Annotated in this window: 12 protein-coding genes and 1 tRNA gene; 8 read left to right on the top strand and 5 right to left on the bottom strand. The window is 67.2% G+C overall.

Translation table 11 applies throughout. From position 1 onward, the window contains the following. Positions 1–147: 147 nt before the first annotated feature. The 4 genes from ppk2 to hemA are packed head-to-tail and all read right to left on the bottom strand — an operon-like array spanning position 148 to position 5,032. Complete coding sequence (gene ppk2 / locus ACJ7C5_RS20450) at positions 148–930, bottom strand: polyphosphate kinase 2 (protein ID WP_125431222.1); 783 nt, start codon at positions 928–930, stop codon at positions 148–150. A 46-nt stretch (positions 931–976) separates the two neighbouring features. Then, positions 977–2,683, bottom strand: a complete 1,707-nt coding sequence (locus ACJ7C5_RS20445) for an O-linked N-acetylglucosamine transferase, SPINDLY family protein (RefSeq protein ID WP_412704908.1) — start codon at positions 2,681–2,683, stop codon at positions 977–979. A 5-nt stretch (positions 2,684–2,688) separates the two neighbouring features. Further along, positions 2,689–3,771: a peptide chain release factor 1 gene (gene prfA / locus ACJ7C5_RS20440; RefSeq protein WP_010481754.1), complete on the bottom strand. Its 1,083-nt coding sequence runs from the start codon at positions 3,769–3,771 to the stop codon at positions 2,689–2,691. Further along, on the bottom strand, positions 3,749–5,032 hold the full coding sequence (gene hemA, locus ACJ7C5_RS20435; RefSeq protein WP_032130429.1) for a glutamyl-tRNA reductase: 1,284 nt from the start codon (positions 5,030–5,032) through the stop codon (positions 3,749–3,751). The genes prfA and hemA overlap by 23 nt, the downstream gene beginning before the upstream one ends. 63 nt (positions 5,033–5,095) lie before the next feature. Between hemA and ACJ7C5_RS20430 the strand changes: the two genes are divergently transcribed. From ACJ7C5_RS20430 to ychF, 8 genes are all read left to right on the top strand, one after another. Next, on the top strand, positions 5,096–6,781 hold the full coding sequence (locus ACJ7C5_RS20430; protein WP_176433063.1) for a tetratricopeptide repeat protein: 1,686 nt from the start codon (positions 5,096–5,098) through the stop codon (positions 6,779–6,781). Beyond that, complete coding sequence (gene lolB / locus ACJ7C5_RS20425; RefSeq protein WP_412704907.1) at positions 6,778–7,437, top strand: lipoprotein insertase outer membrane protein LolB; 660 nt, start codon at positions 6,778–6,780, stop codon at positions 7,435–7,437. Before ACJ7C5_RS20430 ends, lolB begins: the two co-directional genes overlap by 4 nt. Further along, positions 7,434–8,303 (top strand): 4-(cytidine 5'-diphospho)-2-C-methyl-D-erythritol kinase, encoded by an 870-nt coding sequence (gene ispE, locus ACJ7C5_RS20420; protein ID WP_094000352.1) that lies wholly within the window; start codon positions 7,434–7,436, stop codon positions 8,301–8,303. The genes lolB and ispE overlap by 4 nt, the downstream gene beginning before the upstream one ends. A gap of 11 nt (positions 8,304–8,314) precedes the next feature. Further along, positions 8,315–8,391: transfer RNA gene (locus ACJ7C5_RS20415), tRNA-Gln, on the top strand. 136 nt (positions 8,392–8,527) lie between these two features. Further along, on the top strand, positions 8,528–9,490 hold the full coding sequence (locus tag ACJ7C5_RS20410; RefSeq protein WP_004154471.1) for a ribose-phosphate diphosphokinase: 963 nt from the start codon (positions 8,528–8,530) through the stop codon (positions 9,488–9,490). Positions 9,491–9,600: 110 nt separating this feature from the next. Continuing rightward, positions 9,601–10,215: a 50S ribosomal protein L25/general stress protein Ctc gene (locus ACJ7C5_RS20405; RefSeq protein ID WP_057501642.1), complete on the top strand. Its 615-nt coding sequence runs from the start codon at positions 9,601–9,603 to the stop codon at positions 10,213–10,215. A 47-nt stretch (positions 10,216–10,262) separates the two neighbouring features. Further along, a complete protein-coding gene (pth, locus tag ACJ7C5_RS20400) occupies positions 10,263–10,841 on the top strand; it encodes an aminoacyl-tRNA hydrolase (RefSeq protein ID WP_412704906.1) in 579 nt (192 codons plus the stop codon). Positions 10,842–10,988: 147 nt separating this feature from the next. Beyond that, positions 10,989–12,080: a redox-regulated ATPase YchF gene (gene ychF, locus ACJ7C5_RS20395; protein WP_014036087.1), complete on the top strand. Its 1,092-nt coding sequence runs from the start codon at positions 10,989–10,991 to the stop codon at positions 12,078–12,080. Between the two features lie 676 nt (positions 12,081–12,756). Here the strand turns inward: ychF and ACJ7C5_RS20390 are convergent. Continuing rightward, positions 12,757–15,486: a TonB-dependent receptor plug domain-containing protein gene (locus ACJ7C5_RS20390; RefSeq protein ID WP_412704905.1), complete on the bottom strand. Its 2,730-nt coding sequence runs from the start codon at positions 15,484–15,486 to the stop codon at positions 12,757–12,759. Positions 15,487–15,566 lie beyond the last annotated feature (80 nt).

Raw genomic sequence — 15,566 nt, 5'->3', positions numbered from 1 at the left:
GGCGCCATGGATGGCGCCATCGAGCCCCCATGGACGGGTCTACGGCGTGTCCTGCCCATCCACACCGCCCCGCCATCCCGCGGATAGCCCGCTGTTGCCGTTGCCGTTGCGTTGAGCAGGTGCAGGGTGCAACCCTGCCGAACAACCCTATTCCTCGACCGGGAAGTCCTCGATCGGCTTCAGCACATCGTAGTGCTCGCGATGCAGCTTGCCCTTCAACTTCGGCAGCTCCGGCAACGGCGCATCCACCCGCGTGTCCGGCAACCGGTCCAGCAGGTTGCGCACCAGGGTCAGCCGGCCCAGCCGCTGGTCGTTGAAATCCACCAGTGTCCACGGCGCCGCCTCACGATGCGTCGCGCGCAACATCGCCTCGCGGGCCTCGGTGTACGCGCTGTACTTGCTGCGCGATTTCAGGTCGACCGGTGAGAGCTTCCAGCCCTTCAGCGGATCGATATGGCGTTCGCAGAAACGCTTTTCCTGCTGCTCCTGGTCCACGCACAGCCAGTACTTGAACAGCAGGATGCCGTCGTCCACCAGCAGCTGTTCGAACACCGGCGCCTGGCGCAGGAACTGCTGGTATTCGGTTTCGCTGCAGTAGCCCATCACCCGTTCGACGCCGGCGCGGTTGTACCAGCTGCGGTCCATCAGCACGATCTCGCCGGCAGCGGGCAGATGCGAGACGTAGCGCTGGAAATACCACTGCGTGGCTTCGCGGTCGGTGGGCTTGGGCAGCGCCACCACCCGGCACTGGCGAGGGTTGAGATGCTGGCTGATGGCCTGGATCGCGCCGCCTTTGCCTGCGGTATCACGGCCCTCGAACAGCACCAGCAGGCGCTGCCCGCTGTGCTGTACCCAGCGCGCCATTGCGGTCAGTTCCAGCTGCAGCGGCAGCAGCAGTTCGTCGTAGTCCTTGCGCTTGAGCTTGGCCATCATCACACCACGCGGAGAGGAGGCCTGAGCGTAGCGCAGGGATGGCTCAGGCGATGTCGACGCCCTGCCACCCATGTTCGGCGGCCAGCCTCTGCAGCAGCGCTGACAGGTCGCGGGCGAAGCCGGCCATGTCGAACAGGCCGCTGTGCTCGCGCGCGTGGGCCAGTTCGCTGCGCAGCGCCGCCAGGGCAGCCGGATCGTTGCCCAGTGCACTGGCGGTGGCGATGAAGGCGGCATCGTCGGCGACGTTCATGTGCACCAGACCCAGATGATGGTTGAGGCTGCCGGCCACGCGCGCGGCGAAGGTGTCGCCGGGGCAGGTCAGCACCGGGCAGCCGGCCCACAGCGCGTCGGACGCGGTGGTGTGCGCGTTGTACGGATGCGTGTCGAGGAACAGGTCGGCCAGCTGATAGCGGGCCAGGTACTGCGGATGCGGCAGCTTGGCCATGAACACCAGGCGTGCCGGGTCCAGGCCGGCAGTCTGCGCGGCCGCACGCAGGCGTGTGTCGGCCCGGCCGGGACCGGACAGCAGCCACAGCACGCTGCCGGGCACGGCCTGCAGCACTGCGAAGGCGCGGCCCATACTGCGCGGATTGAGTTTGTAGCTGTTGTTGAAGCAGCAGAACACCACGCCGTGCTCGGGCAGGCCGCACTCGGTGCGCGTCGGTGCCGGTTCAAGTACCCGCGTGTTGTCCGAGGGCTGGAAAGCGCGTGGCAGGCGCAGCACGCGTTCGCTGTAGTGCGGCTCCAGTGATGCCGGCAGGGCGACGTCATCGCCGATCACCGCATCCATCCACGGTGCACCCGACGTGCCGGGGTAGGCCAGCCAGTTCAGTTGCAGCGGGGCAGGGCGCATTGCCAGCACTTCCGGCGAGCCACCACCGCCCCAGCCGCGCAGGTCGAACAGCAGATCAATGCCTTGCGCGCGGATGCGGGTGGCGATGTCGGCATGACGCAGGCCGGACACATCGTGCAGCTGCGTTGCCGCCTGCAGGCGCTTGCGGATGCGGCTGCCGTCATCGCGGTTCAGCGCGAACAGATGCAGTTGCAGCGCAGGGTCATCGCGCAGCTGCTCGAACAGGGCCACGGTCAGCAGCCCGGTGGGATGGGCGCCGAATCCATTGGAGAGGAAACCGACCCGCAGCGCGCCTTGGGCACGCACCTTCGTTGGCGACAACGGGCGCACCGAGGCGGCTACGGCAGATGCACGCGCACGCGCGCAGGCCAACTGCTCGGCAGCGCTGGCCTCTTCGCTGAGGAAGGCGAACGGTTCGACCACGCCCTGCCCGGAGGCCAGCGCACCGCGCACCTGTTCCGCCAACGCGTCCACGTCCTGCCAGTCGCACAGGCGACGCTGCCAGGCCAGGCGCTGGGCGGCGATATAGGGTTCGTCCGGCATCAGTGCATGTGCACGGCGATAGGCCGACGCCGCGCCTTCGGCATCATCGGCATCTTCCAGCGCATGGCCCAGCCACAACGCGATGCCGGGGTGCTGCGGGGCCAGCGCCGAGGCCTGGCCGAGCAGCTTCGCCGCGTCGGCATGCGCGCCGGCCATCCAGGCCACACGGCCCAGCCGCGCCAGCGCTTCGGGATGGTTCGGGCGCAGCTGCAGCGCACGTCGTGCCGCCTGCTCGCCGGCGGCGATGTCGCCGGCTTCCAGTTCCAGGTCGGCCAGCATCACCCAGGCGACGAAATCGCCGGGCTGGCGTGCGATCGCCTGTTGCAGGTGCTGCCGCTGCTGCCAGGCCGTCATCGTGCTCAGCCCGCCGAGAGCTGGGCCAGGGCGTCGACCTGGTGTTCGTGGCTGAGCCGCTGCAGCAGCGGGTCGAGGTCGCCGGCCAGTACGTTGGGCAGGTCGTACAGCGTCAGGCCTTCCACGCGGTGGTCGGTGATCCGCCCCTGCGGGAAGTTGTAGGTGCGGATGCGCTGGCTGCGGTCGCCACTGCCCACCTGCAGGCGCCGCGATTCGGCCTGCGCCGCGTCCTGGCGTTGGCGCTCGGCGTCCAGCAGCTGTGCTTTCAGGCGTTTCATCGCCTTGTCGCGGTTGGCGTGCTGGCTGCGCTCGGTCTGGCATTCCACCACCACGCCAGTCGGCACGTGGGTGATGCGGATGGCCGATTCGGTCTTGTTCACGTGCTGGCCACCGGCGCCGGAGGAGCGGAACGTATCCACCTTCAGGTCGGCGGGGTTGATGACGATGTCATCGACCTCATCGGCCTCGGGAATGATCGCTACCGTGGCCGCCGAGGTGTGGATGCGGCCCTGCGATTCGGTGGCGGGCACGCGCTGCACACGATGCGTACCCGATTCGAACTTCAGGCGCGAGAACGCGCCACGGCCGACCACGCGCGCCACCACTTCCTTGTAGCCGCCATGCTCGCCCGGGCTGTCCGATTCGATTTCGACCTTCCAGCCTTGGCGCTCGGCGTAGCGGGCGTACATGCGGAACAGGTCGCCGGCAAAGATCGCGGCCTCATCCCCGCCGGTACCCGCGCGCACTTCCAGGAACAGGTTGCCTTCATCGCGTGGGTCGCGCGGCACCAGCAGCAGCGCCAGTTCCTGCTCCAGTTCCTGCAGGCGCGCCTGTGCAGCAGCGATTTCCTCATCGGCCAGCTCGCGCAGGTCGGGGTCGGCGCGCATGCCTTCGGCCGCGGCCAGGTCGGCCTTGGCACGGGCTTCATCGGCCAGGGCGATGGCGATCGGTTCAAGTTGGGCGAATTCGCGCGAAAGGTCGCGGAAACGAGTGTTGTCGGCGACCACATCGGGTTCGGCGAGCAGGCGTTCCAGTTCTTCGCGGCGCTCGGCCAGCGCTTCCAGCTTACGGCGCAGGGTCGGCGTCATCGGGTCTCACGGGTGGGTGGCGGTAACCCGGCGTGGCCGGGAACAGGCGCTCGGCGGCGCGGGTCAGGTCGGCATCGCCGCTCAGAGCGGCCGCACGCAGAGCGGCGGTCGGCGGATGCAGCAGGCGGTTGGTCAGGCCATGGGCCAGCAGTTCCAGCACTTCGTCGGCAGGCTTGCCGTTGGCCAGCTGCTGGCGCGCGCGCTCCAGCAGTTCGGCACGGGTGGCTTCGCCGAACGCACGCAGCTGCCGCAGCGGCGCCTGGTGGGCGCTGGCCTGCTGGGTCTCGACGAAGCGCGACACCTGCAGGTCGATGATCGCCTCGGCTTCGGCGGCGGCCTCGCGGCGGCCACGGCGGTTGTCTTCCACCGCGCGCTCGAGATCGTCCACGGTGTAGAGGAAGGCGTCGTTGAGCGTGCCGACCTCGGCCTCGATGTCGCGCGGTACGGCCAGGTCGAACAGCAGCATCGGCTTGTGCCGGCGCGCGCGCAGAGCCTTGGCCACCATCTCGCGATGGATCACCGGTTCGCGCGCGGCGGTGGCCGAGAACACCACGTCGGCCTCGCCCAGGTGGCGGTCCAGTTCGGTCAACGGCAGCGCCACGCCGCCATGGCGGCTGGCAAGTTCCTGCGCGTGGGCGAGGGTGCGGTTGGCGATCAGCAGCCGGCGTACCTTGCCTTCGCTCAGGTGCCGTGCAGCCAGTTCGATGGTCTCGCCGGCACCGACCAGCAGCACGGTGGAGTCGTCCAGGCGCGCGAACGCGTTCTGCGCCAGGCGCACCGCGGCCGACGCCACCGATACCGGATTGGCGCCGACCTGGGTATCGGTGCGCGCACGCTTGGCCACCGAGAAGGTCTGCTGGAACAGGCGGTCCAGGCGCTGGCCGAGCAGGCCGTGGTCGCGCGCGGTCGACCAGGCATCCTTCACCTGGCCGAGAATCTGCGGCTCACCCAGCACCATCGAGTCCAAGCCGGTGGCGACCCGGAACAGGTGGCGCACGGCCTCGGCATCGGCGTGCTGGTACAGGTAGCCCTGCAGGTCGCCGGCCTGGCTGTGCAGCCACTGGTCCAGCGCCTGGGCCGATTCGGCCACGGCGTACAGCTCGGTGCGGTTGCAGGTGGACAGCAGCACGGCCTCGGCGATCTGCGGGGTATCGCGCAGCGAACCGAGCGCGCGCGGCAACGCCTCACCGGCGAAGGCCGCGCGCTCGCGCAGCTCCACCGGTGCGGTCTGGTGATTCAGTCCGAGCACCCACAGGGTCATTGTTCAGTTGCTTGCGATAAGCTGCTGGCCATTGGACGACATTTTAAGGCCCCGATGCCGACGATGCCCGCATTGATTCGCATCCCCAGTGTTCTGCTGCTGTCCCTGGCCTGCGCCCAGGCCCTGGCGGCGGTGCCGGCCAAGGCCCCCGTACGGGCCCCGGCCACTGAGGAACTGGCGCTGGAACCGGTGATGGCCGGTGAGTTCGCACTGCAGGCCGGCAAGCTGGCCGAGGCCGCGCGCTGGTACCTGCAGGCGGCCCAGCAGACCGACGGCGACGCCGGCCTGGCCGAGCGCGCGACCCGCATTTCCATGCTCGCCAACGATGATGCCAGCGCCGCCAAGGGCCTTGCCCTGTGGCAGCAGCGGGCCCCACGCTCATTGACCATGCGCAGTGCGGCCGGTGCGCTGGCCATGCGCCAGGGCGATGTGAAGGCGGCCCGCACCGAACTGCAGGCCCTGCTGGCCGACCCCGACGAGCGCAGCTGGAAGTTCGCCCTGGCCGCACTGGTCGGTGGTGGTCGCGATCCGGCGGTGCCCGCGCAGGTGCTGGGTGAGCTGGTCGACGCCAACGCCATTCCGCCGAAGATCGAAGCCTGGCAGGAGTTCGGCCGCCTTGCCCTGCGCATGGAAAAGCCCGAACTGGCGCGGCGCATGATCGATGAGGTGGTCAAGCGCTTCCCGGAAGAGCCGCGTGTGGCGCTGCTGCGTGCCAGCCAGCTGCAGCAGGCGGGCGAGACCGACAAGGCATTGTCGCTGCTGCACGACGTGGAGCCGAAGACCCGCCAGGACCCGGAACTGCGCAATGCCGTGGCCATCGCCTATGACAGCCTGGGCCAGCCCGCCGCCGCCGAGCGCGTGCTGGCGTTCGGCCCGCAGGACGTGCAGACCTGGGGCATGCGCGCCTCGCTGCTGGCCAAGCAGGGCGACAAGGCCGCGCTGTCCAACCTCTACAACGAACTGTCGCGGCAGGCGGCCAAGCCGGACCCGGCGCAGCGCCTGCTGCTGGGCAAGATCGCCGAGTACCTGAAGCGTTATCCCGAGGCGGTGCAGTGGTATCACAGCGTGCCCGGCGGCGATGAGCTGAGCGAAGCGCGCCTGCGCGCGGCCAACGCCCAGGCCCTGGCCGGGCGCCTGCCGCTGGCGCTGGATGAAGTGCACGCGATCCAGTCCGATGCGGTGGTCGACGACGACGTGCGCCGCGATGCCTACCTGCTGGAAGCCGAACTGCGCCAGCGCGCCGACGACAGCGCCGGTGAACTGGATGCGCTGGCCCGCGGCCTGGCCGCTTACCCGGATGACAACGGCCTGCTGTACGCCCGTGCGCTCACCTGGGAACGCCGCGACGATATTCCGCGCGCCGAGGCCGACCTGCGCAAGATCCTGGTGACCGACCCGGAAAACGTGCCGGCATTGAACGCGCTGGGTTACACGCTGGCCGATCGCACCGGCCGCCTGCAGGAAGCATTGGAGCTGATCGACCGCGCCCGCGTGGCCGAACCGGACAACGCGGCCATCGTCGACAGCTATGGCTGGGTGCTGTATCGCCTGGGCCGCAAGGAAGAGGCGCTGGTGCAGCTGCGCCGTGCCTGGACCCTGGCCAAGGACCCGGAGATTGCTTCCCATGTCGGCGAAGTGCTGTGGGTGCTGGGCAAGCACGATGAAGCCCGCCATTTCTTCGACGAAGCGGCCAAGCTCGACCCTGAAAACCGCGCGCTGCTGCGCGCCCGCGAGAAATTCAATCCATGAGTGGTTCCCTGATCCGGCCGCTGCTGTTGGCGGCCGCGACCCTGGCGGTGAGCGCCTGTACCAGCGTCGGCACGCAGAAGACCCCGGCGCCAGCGGTGGTCGAGATTGTTTCGGCCGAAGCCGCGCAGGCCGAGGCCGCGCGCGTGGCCGCGCTGCAGGCACAGCCGGACTGGACGTTCCAGGGCCGGGTCGCGGTCAGCAAGGGCAAGGACGGTGGCAGCGGTCGCATCGACTGGAAGCAGGAAGGCCGCCGCTACGTGGTGGAGTTGAGCGCGCCGGTAACCCGGCAGAGCTGGAAGCTGACCGGCGACACCCATTCCGAAGCCGGCCGCCTGGAAGGGCTGGCTGGCGGGCCGCGCGATGGCGAGGATGCCCAGCAGCTGCTGCTGGAAGCAACGGGCTGGGACATTCCGGTCAACCAGCTGCCGGAGTGGATCCGTGGCCTGGTGGCCGGCGATGCTGCCGGTCCGGAGAAGGTCGAGCGCGACGGTGAAGGCCGGCCGCGCCGCATGCAGCAGATGGGCTGGCAGGTGCAGTACCTGGACTGGTATCCCGCCGAGGCCGGGCGCCCGGCGCTGCCGCGCCGGATCGAGGCCAGCAATGGCGACGCCAAGGTGCGCCTGCTGGTGGACCAGTGGGGGCAGGGCGCCCCATGAGTGGGCTAGCCGACGACGCGGGCTGGTCCTGGTGGCCGGCCCCGGCCAAGCTGAACCTGTTCCTGCACATCACCGGCCGCCGGGCCGACGGTTACCACGAGCTGCAGACCGTGTTCCGCCTGCTGGACTGGGGGGACCGCATCGGCCTGCGCCTGCGTGAAGATGGCCAGGTGCGCCGGCAGGGCGAGGGCCTGGCCGGCGTGGCCGAGGCCGATGACCTGGCGGTGCGCGCCGCGCGCCTGCTCAAGGAAGTGGCGAATGTCGCGCAAGGCGCGGACATCATCGTTGAAAAGCATGTATCTGCCGGCGGTGGCTTCGGCGGTGGTTCGTCCGATGCCGCCACCGTACTGGTGGTGCTGAACCGGCTCTGGCGGGCCGGTCTGGGTGAGAACGCGCTGGCGGAACTGGGCCTGCGCCTGGGCGCCGACGTGCCGGTGTTCGTGCGCGGGCGCAATGCCTGGGCCGAAGGGGTGGGCGAGCGCCTGCAGCCGATCGTGCTGGAACCGGCCTGGTATGTGGTGGTCGAACCGGGCGTTCATGTTCCCACCCCGGCCCTGTTCGCAGACCCGGATTTGACGCGCGACAGCCCAGTGGCGAAAATAGAGGACTTCGCTTCCGGAACCCTGGTCGGGAACGCGTTCGAACCGGTGCTGCGCCGCCGTGAGCCTGCCGTCGAGGCAGCGCTCGCCGCGTTGAGCGACATCGGAACGGCGCGGCTGACCGGTTCGGGAAGTGGTTGTTTCGTCGAGTTCGCGTCGCAGTCTGCTGCAGAGCAGGGACGGTCGAAATTGCCGAAGGAGTTGCGGGCAAGAGTGGCAGCGGGCGTTGCGCGTTCGCCACTGCTGGATGCACTCGAGCAACACTGATTTATCAATGCAGGGGCGTCGCCAAGAGGCCCAAGGCACCAGGTTTTGATCCTGGCATTCGTAGGTTCGAATCCTACCGCCCCTGCCAATAGCGGCTGTGTCCGCGCCTTCCAGCGCATCACCTGCGCGGGACGTGGAAACAACCGCGGTGTTGTCAGCAGCAAGGGTCCATCGGGTCCTTGCCGACCCCGGATCCCCGCCACTCGTCCCCGCCCGAGACAATCATGATGCAAGAGTCCCCGAACCTGCTGGTCTTTTCCGGCAACGCCAACAAACGTCTGGCGCAGAACATCTGCAAGGAACTGGGGGTCCGCCCGGGCAAGGCGCTGGTCTCGCACTTCTCCGATGGTGAAGTGCAGGTGGAAATCGAAGAGAACGTCCGCAAGCAGGACGTGTTCGTGATCCAGCCGACCTGTGCGCCGAGCGCGGAAAACCTGATGGAACTGCTGGTGCTGATCGACGCGCTCAAGCGCGCATCGGTGGCCAGCGTGACCGCCGTGGTGCCGTACTTCGGCTACTCGCGCCAGGATCGCCGCATGCGTTCCTCGCGCGTGCCGATCACCGCCAAGCTGGCGGCGAAGATGTTCAGCACCGCTGGCGCTGATCGCGTGCTGACCGTCGACCTGCATGCCGACCAGATCCAGGGCTTCTTCGATATTCCGGTGGACAACGTGTATGCGTCCCCGCTGCTGCTGGCCGACATCTGGCGCGCCTACGGCACCGAGAACCTGATCGTTGTGTCGCCGGACGTGGGCGGCGTGGTCCGCGCCCGTGCGGTGGCCAAGCGCCTGGATGACGCCGACCTGGCGATCATCGACAAGCGCCGCCCGCGCGCCAACGTCTCCACCGTGATGAACATCATCGGTGACGTCGAAGGCAAGACCTGCGTGATGGTCGATGACATTGTCGATACCGCCGGCACCCTGTGCGCCGCTGCCGCTGCCCTGAAGGCGCGCGGTGCGCTCAAGGTCGCCGCCTACTGCACCCACGCGGTGCTGTCGGGCCCGGCGGTGGACAACATCACCAATTCCCAGCTCGACGAGCTGGTGGTGACCGACACCATCCCGCTGAAGGACGCAGCGCGGGTGTGCAGCAAGATCCGCCAGCTGAGCGTGGCGGAAATGCTGGCCGAAACGATGCGCCGCATCGCCTTCGGCGAGTCGGTCAGCTCGCTGTACGTCGACTGAGTTTTTCGTCCCTGCCGGCAACGGCGGGGACATACCCCGGGTGCTTCTGGTCGCGGAAGCATCTTCAACCGCCACGCCGCAAGGCAAGGCAACAACCTGAGTAGTCGAAAATGTCGAAGACCCATGAAATCAAGGTCACCAAGCGTGAACTGCAGCGTAAGGGTGCGAGCCGCCGCCTGCGTCACGCCGGTGTGATCCCGGCCATCGTGTACGGCGGCAACGCCGAGCCGGTCGCCATCAGCCTGGACCACAACGAAATCTGGCTGGCCCAGCAGAACGAATGGTTCTATGCCTCGATCCTGGACCTGAACCTGGACGGCCAGGTGCAGAAGGTCCTGCTGCGTGACATGCAGCGCCACCCGTACAAGCAGCTGATCATGCACCTGGACTTCCAGCGCGTGAACGAGAACGAAGCCCTGACCGCTTCGGTCCCGCTGCACTTCATCAACGAAGACACCTCGCCGGCTGGCAAGGCTGCCGACGTCGTGGTCACCCACGAACTGAAGGAAGTGACCATCACCTGCCTGCCGAAGGACCTGCCGGAGTCGATCGAAGTCGACCTGGGCGAGCTGAAGGCCGGTGACGTGGTGTACCTGTCCAACATCAAGCTGCCGAAGGGCGTGGAAATCCCGGCCCTGGCGCTGGGCAAGGACCACGACGACGCCATCGTCACCGCCAAGGCCGGCAAGGCCGACGCGGCCGACGAAGAAGCGGCTGCCGAGTAATACCAAGCGGCGCCTGCCTCCGGGCAGGCGCCGTGCTGGAAGGAGCCATGGCAGGATTGCGACTGATCGTCGGTCTGGGCAACCCCGGATCGGAACACGCCCGGACCCGGCACAATGCCGGGTTTCATTTCGTTGAGGCCCTGGCGGAAAAAGCCGGTGCACGATGGAATGTGGACAGCAAGCTGTTCGGTGAGACCGCCAAGGTCGAGATCGCCGGGCAGACGGTGTGGCTGCTCAAGCCCGCCACCTTCATGAACCTCAGCGGCAAGTCGGTCACCGCCGCACAGCGGTTCTGGAAGATCGAGCCGGAAGAAACCCTGCTGGCCCACGACGAACTGGACCTGGCGCCCGGCGTGGCGCGGCTGAAGTTCGACGGCGGCCACGGCGGCCAGAACGGCCTGCGCGACACCATGCGCCTGCTCGGCCACGGCAAGTTCCATCGCCTGCGCGTGGGCATCGGCCATCCCGGCCACAAGGACCGCGTGGTGGGCTGGGTACTGGGACGCCCTTCCAAGGATGATGAAGTGCTGATTTCGCGCGCCATCGACGATGCGATCGATGTGATGCCGCTGGCGGTGCAGGGCGATTTCAGCGAAGCGATGAAGCGGCTTCATACCCCGAAATAGCGCTTCTTGTAGGTGCCAACCTTGGTTGGCACACGTTTCCCCGGTAGTCGCCAACCTTGGTTGGCGGATGCTCCACACCGAGATGGATTGGCCAAGCAGCGCGCGCGCTGTTTCACCAATCACTTTCACCCCAGAGAGCTGTCACCCATGGGTATCAAATGCGGCATCGTCGGCCTGCCCAACGTCGGCAAGTCGACCCTGTTCAATGCGCTGACCAAGGCGGGTATCGCCGCGGCGAACTTCCCGTTCTGCACCATCGAGCCGAACGTCGGCATCGTGCCGGTGCCGGATCCGCGCCTGAACGAGCTGGCAGCGATCATCAACCCGCAGAAGGTCATCCCGACCGCGGTCGAGTTCGTCGACATCGCCGGCCTGGTGGCCGGTGCCGCCAGCGGTGAAGGCCTGGGCAACAAGTTCCTGGCGCACATCCGCGAAGTCGATGCGATCACCCACGTGGTGCGCTGCTTCGAGAACGCCGACGTCATCCACGTCAACAACAAGGTCGACCCGATCTCGGATATCGAAACCATCGATACCGAACTGGCGCTGGCCGACCTGGACAGCGTCGAGAAGGCGCTGAACCGTGCCGAGCGCGCGGCCAAGGGCGGTGACAAGGACGCAGCGGCGCGCAAGCCGGTGCTGGCAAAGCTGCAGGCGGCACTGTCCGATGGCAAGTCCGGCCGTTCGGTCGGCCTGGACGAGGAAGAGAAGGCGCTGGTGCGCGACCTGTTCCTGCTGACCCTGAAGCCGGTGATGTACATTGCCAACGTGCTGGAAGACGGCTTCGAGAACAATCCGCACCTGGAAGCCGTGCGCGCGCACGCCGCCGCCGAAGGCGCGCAGGTGGTGCCGGTGTCGGCCGCGATCGAAGAGGAGCTGTCCCAGCTCGACGACGAAGACCGCGATACCTTCCTGGCCGATCTGGGTCTGAGCGAGCCGGGCCTGAACCGCGTGATCAACGCGGCCTACAGCCTGCTCGGCCTGCAGACCTACTTCACCGCCGGCGTGAAGGAAGTCCGTGCGTGGACCGTGCGCAAGGGCGCCACCGCCCCGCAGGCCGCCGCGGTCATCCACACCGACTTCGAGAAGGGCTTCATCCGCGCCGAGACCATCGCGTATGACGACTTCATCAAGTACAAGGGCGAAGCCGGCGCCAAGGAAGCCGGTCGCCTGCGTCTGGAAGGCAAGGAATACCGCGTGCAGGAAGGCGACATCCTGCACTTCCGCTTCAACGTCTGATCCCGCGGCATCGGATCGACCCCGGACGCCCCGCCTTGTGCGGGGCGTTCGCGTTTCTGGTGATGGACAAAAAAGCACCAGGCTGCGAGACGCTTGCGGTGCGACGTTTGCCGGCACTTGTCCACAGCAAACTCCCATCGCTTTCCACGCCGGATGTGGAAAACCGTGGGGTGGGGGGCCCGAGCAACCGCAAGGGGGCCCGCCCCCCCCCCAGGCCACGGGGCCCGGCGCCCGCGGGTTTTTTCTAAAGGGGGGGGGTGGCCCCCGTTCCCCGGGTCCGGGCCCCCCACCCCGATCAGTGCAGTCGGACCGTGGACAAAATTTCACCACGCTTCGAAACGCCTGCACTGCAATGCTCGCGCCCACTTGTCCACACCAAGTTCCCATCGCTCTCCACGTCCGGTGTGGAAAACAATCGAAGGGCATGGACAAAAAATCACCACGTCCGGAAACGCCCGCACTGCAAGCCTCGCGCCCACTTGTCCACACCAAGTTCCCATCGCTTTCCACGTGCGGTGTGGAAAACCCGCGTGGCCCGCTCTGGTAGTCGCCCACCTTGGTGGGCGCGTGGAAGATCAGTGCCCACCAAGGTGGGCATCTACCAGAGCCAGGTTCCCAAACAACAAGGCCCGCCAATGGCGGGCCTTGTCGTCCACGTTCTGCAGTGCGGCGTGCCTTACAGCGCGCTGCCACCGAACTTGTGGGTGTACTGCAGGTTGATCGTGCGGCCGACGCTGTCGAACCAGGACACGTCGTAGTACGGATACGCGGTGTACGTGGGGTCCTTCGGCGGCATCTTGTTGAAGACGTTGACCACCGACAGCGACAGGCGCGAGTGGTCGTCGAAGCGGTACTGCAGCGACGCGTTGTAGCGGTAGGTCGCCTTGATGTACGGGCTGTCGCCGCTGTCCCAGTCGAACACCTGGTCGTAGCTGTCCGAGGTCGGCAGCTTGCCCAGGCGCGAGCCGTAGACCGTTGCCGACCACGCATCCTTCTCCCAGGTCACGCTCAGGCTGGTCTTGGTACGCGGGATGTCGAAGTTGCTGTTGACCGCGAACTGGTCCTGGATCGGATCACCGGGGTAGCGCTGGAAGTCGTGCTTCTTCACCCAGGTGTGGGTGCCGTTGAGGATGAAGTCGCCGATACCGGTCTGCAGGCGGTAGCGCAGGCCGACGTCGATGCCGGAGGTCGATTCGCGGGCGACGTTGATCGGGGCGACGCGCACGCCGTACAGGCGGCCATCACTGGTGCGGGTGATGCGGTCGAGCGCGTCCACGCAGGTCGGCGAGTTGATGTCGGCACTGCCGAGGCGGCAGTTCGCTTCGCTGGCCAGGATCGTGCGCACGTCCATGTCCTGCACCTGCTTGCGCATGTCGATGTCGAACCAGTCCACCGACAGGTCCAGGCCGATCGCCGGCGACCAGACGAAGCCGGCACTCCATGAGGTGCTGGTTTCCGGGTCGAGCTGGCGGTTGCCGGTGCGGCTGCGGATGATGCTGACGTCTTCGTCGCATTCGGTGCCATTGGCGCGACAGTCGTACAGATCCACTGCGTCAGTCTCGTCGTTGCCCGGGCCGGCGAATACATAGTGCAGGTCCGGCGCGCGGAATGCGGTGCCATACGAACCGCGTACCAGCAGGGTGTCGATCGGGCGCCATTCCAGACCGCCGCTCCAGGTGGCCTTGCCGATGGTGTGGCCGGAATAGCGGTACTGGTCGTAGCGACCTGCCACGCTCAGGTTGACCGTCTCGTGCAGTGGCATGCGCAGCTCAGCCGCCGTGGCCCAGCGGTTGCGCGAACCCTTGCCGTCCGAATCCTTCCAGCTGTAGTAGTAGTACTGGGTTGCCAGCGGATCGGGATTGAGCGAGTACGCCTGCTGGCCCACTTCCACGGTCGCGGCGAAACCGGCATCACCGCCCGGCAGGCCGAACAGCGCGGAATTGGTCAGCGTGAACGCAGCCGTCTCGGTGCGCGATTTCGGGGTGTAGGTGGTGCGCGCCGCGATCGAATCGTACTCGGCGCGGGTCAGCGGCCGGTACAGGCGCGACGGATCGGCGTTGTAGATCGGGTAGCCGTCTTCGTCCACGCCCAGCTGCGGGCCCAGGAACAGGTCATTGGCCTTGGCGGCGATGATCTTCGCCCAGCTGATCCGCGACTGGTACTGCGAATGGCTCAGGGCTGCTTCGTAGTCCCAGTTGCCGGTCAGATTGCCCTTGAAGCCAGTGGTCACGCTGAAGGTCTTCTGCGTGCTGCGTACCATGCCGTTGCGCAGGCCGCCCATTTCCTCCGGCGAAAACTGGCGGTTCCAGGATTCGATCTGTTGATCGGGGTCCTCGATGGCCACGTTCCTGAAGTAGCCCGCCTCATTGCCGTCGGCGCCCATGTGTCCCCAGGTGGTGACGTCGCGCATCAGCGACATCGTGTGGTAGCCCAGCTGCACATCGGCGAACCACTGCTGGCCGTTGTCGAAGTCGTAGCTCAGCGACGCATAGCCGTTGGCGCCGCGGCGCTTGCTGAGGATGGTGCCGTAGCCGATCGACGTATCACTGCCGCAGTACCAGCCAGAGCGCGGGCGGTAGGCGTGGTAGGTGCTGCCCTGGTTCTGCCCGGCCAGCGCTTCGCAGGTGGCCGCGCCAGGATCCAGATAGGCGTCGTCACCGTCCGTACGCAGGTAGGCGCGGCGAGCGGCACGCGTACGCTCAGTCGGCGCGTCCTGGGTCGAATCCTGGATGTCGCGCTCGTACGCCCACAGTGGGGTCTGCGACTGCAGCTCGACGCTGTACACCGCGTTGAAATTGCCGCGACTGAAACCGCTGGCCAGGCTCATGTCGAACGACTCGCCACCGCCTTCGCTGGTGGTGCCCATGCGCATGTCGATCGTGGTGCCGTCGGCCTTCTTCTTCAGGATGAAGTTGACCACGCCGGCGATCGCGTCCGAACCGTAGATGGCCGAGGCGCTGCCGGTCAGCACTTCGATGCGCTCGATCATCCCCAGCGGAATGTTGGAGACATCGGTGAAGTTGCTGCGGCCCTTGAACGGCATCGGGAAGTCGGCGATGCGGCGGCCATTGACCAGCACCAGCGTGTGGTTCGGGCCCAGGCCGCGCAGGTCCACCTGCTGGGCGCCCGGCGAGAAGTCGGCGCCGCTGGACGACTGCTGGCTCTGGGTCTCACCGCCGTTCTGGGTCATCGAGCGCAGTACGTCGGGCACGCTGGTGAAGCCGCTGGAACGGATCTGCTCGGCGCTGATCACCGTGATCGGGGCGGGGCCTTCCACCTGGGCGCGCGGAATGCGCGAACCGGTGACCTGCACCGCATCCAGTTGTTGAACCGAAGAGGAAGCCGGTGCCTGGGCCGCCGCGGAAGCAGCCACGCCCATCAACGCCAGCTGGATCGACCACGCCATCGCCTTTCTACGCATGAGGAATTCTCAGAAATGAAGCCGGCCCGCAGAGGAGGGGCCCTGTCCCCCATTCAGATTTCCGG

The sequence above is a fragment of the Nocardiopsis yanglingensis genome, assembly GCF_045809185.1.
GTDB lineage: Bacteria > Pseudomonadota > Gammaproteobacteria > Xanthomonadales > Xanthomonadaceae > Stenotrophomonas > Stenotrophomonas yanglingensis.
This window is presented reverse-complemented; position numbering and strand designations above follow the sequence as displayed.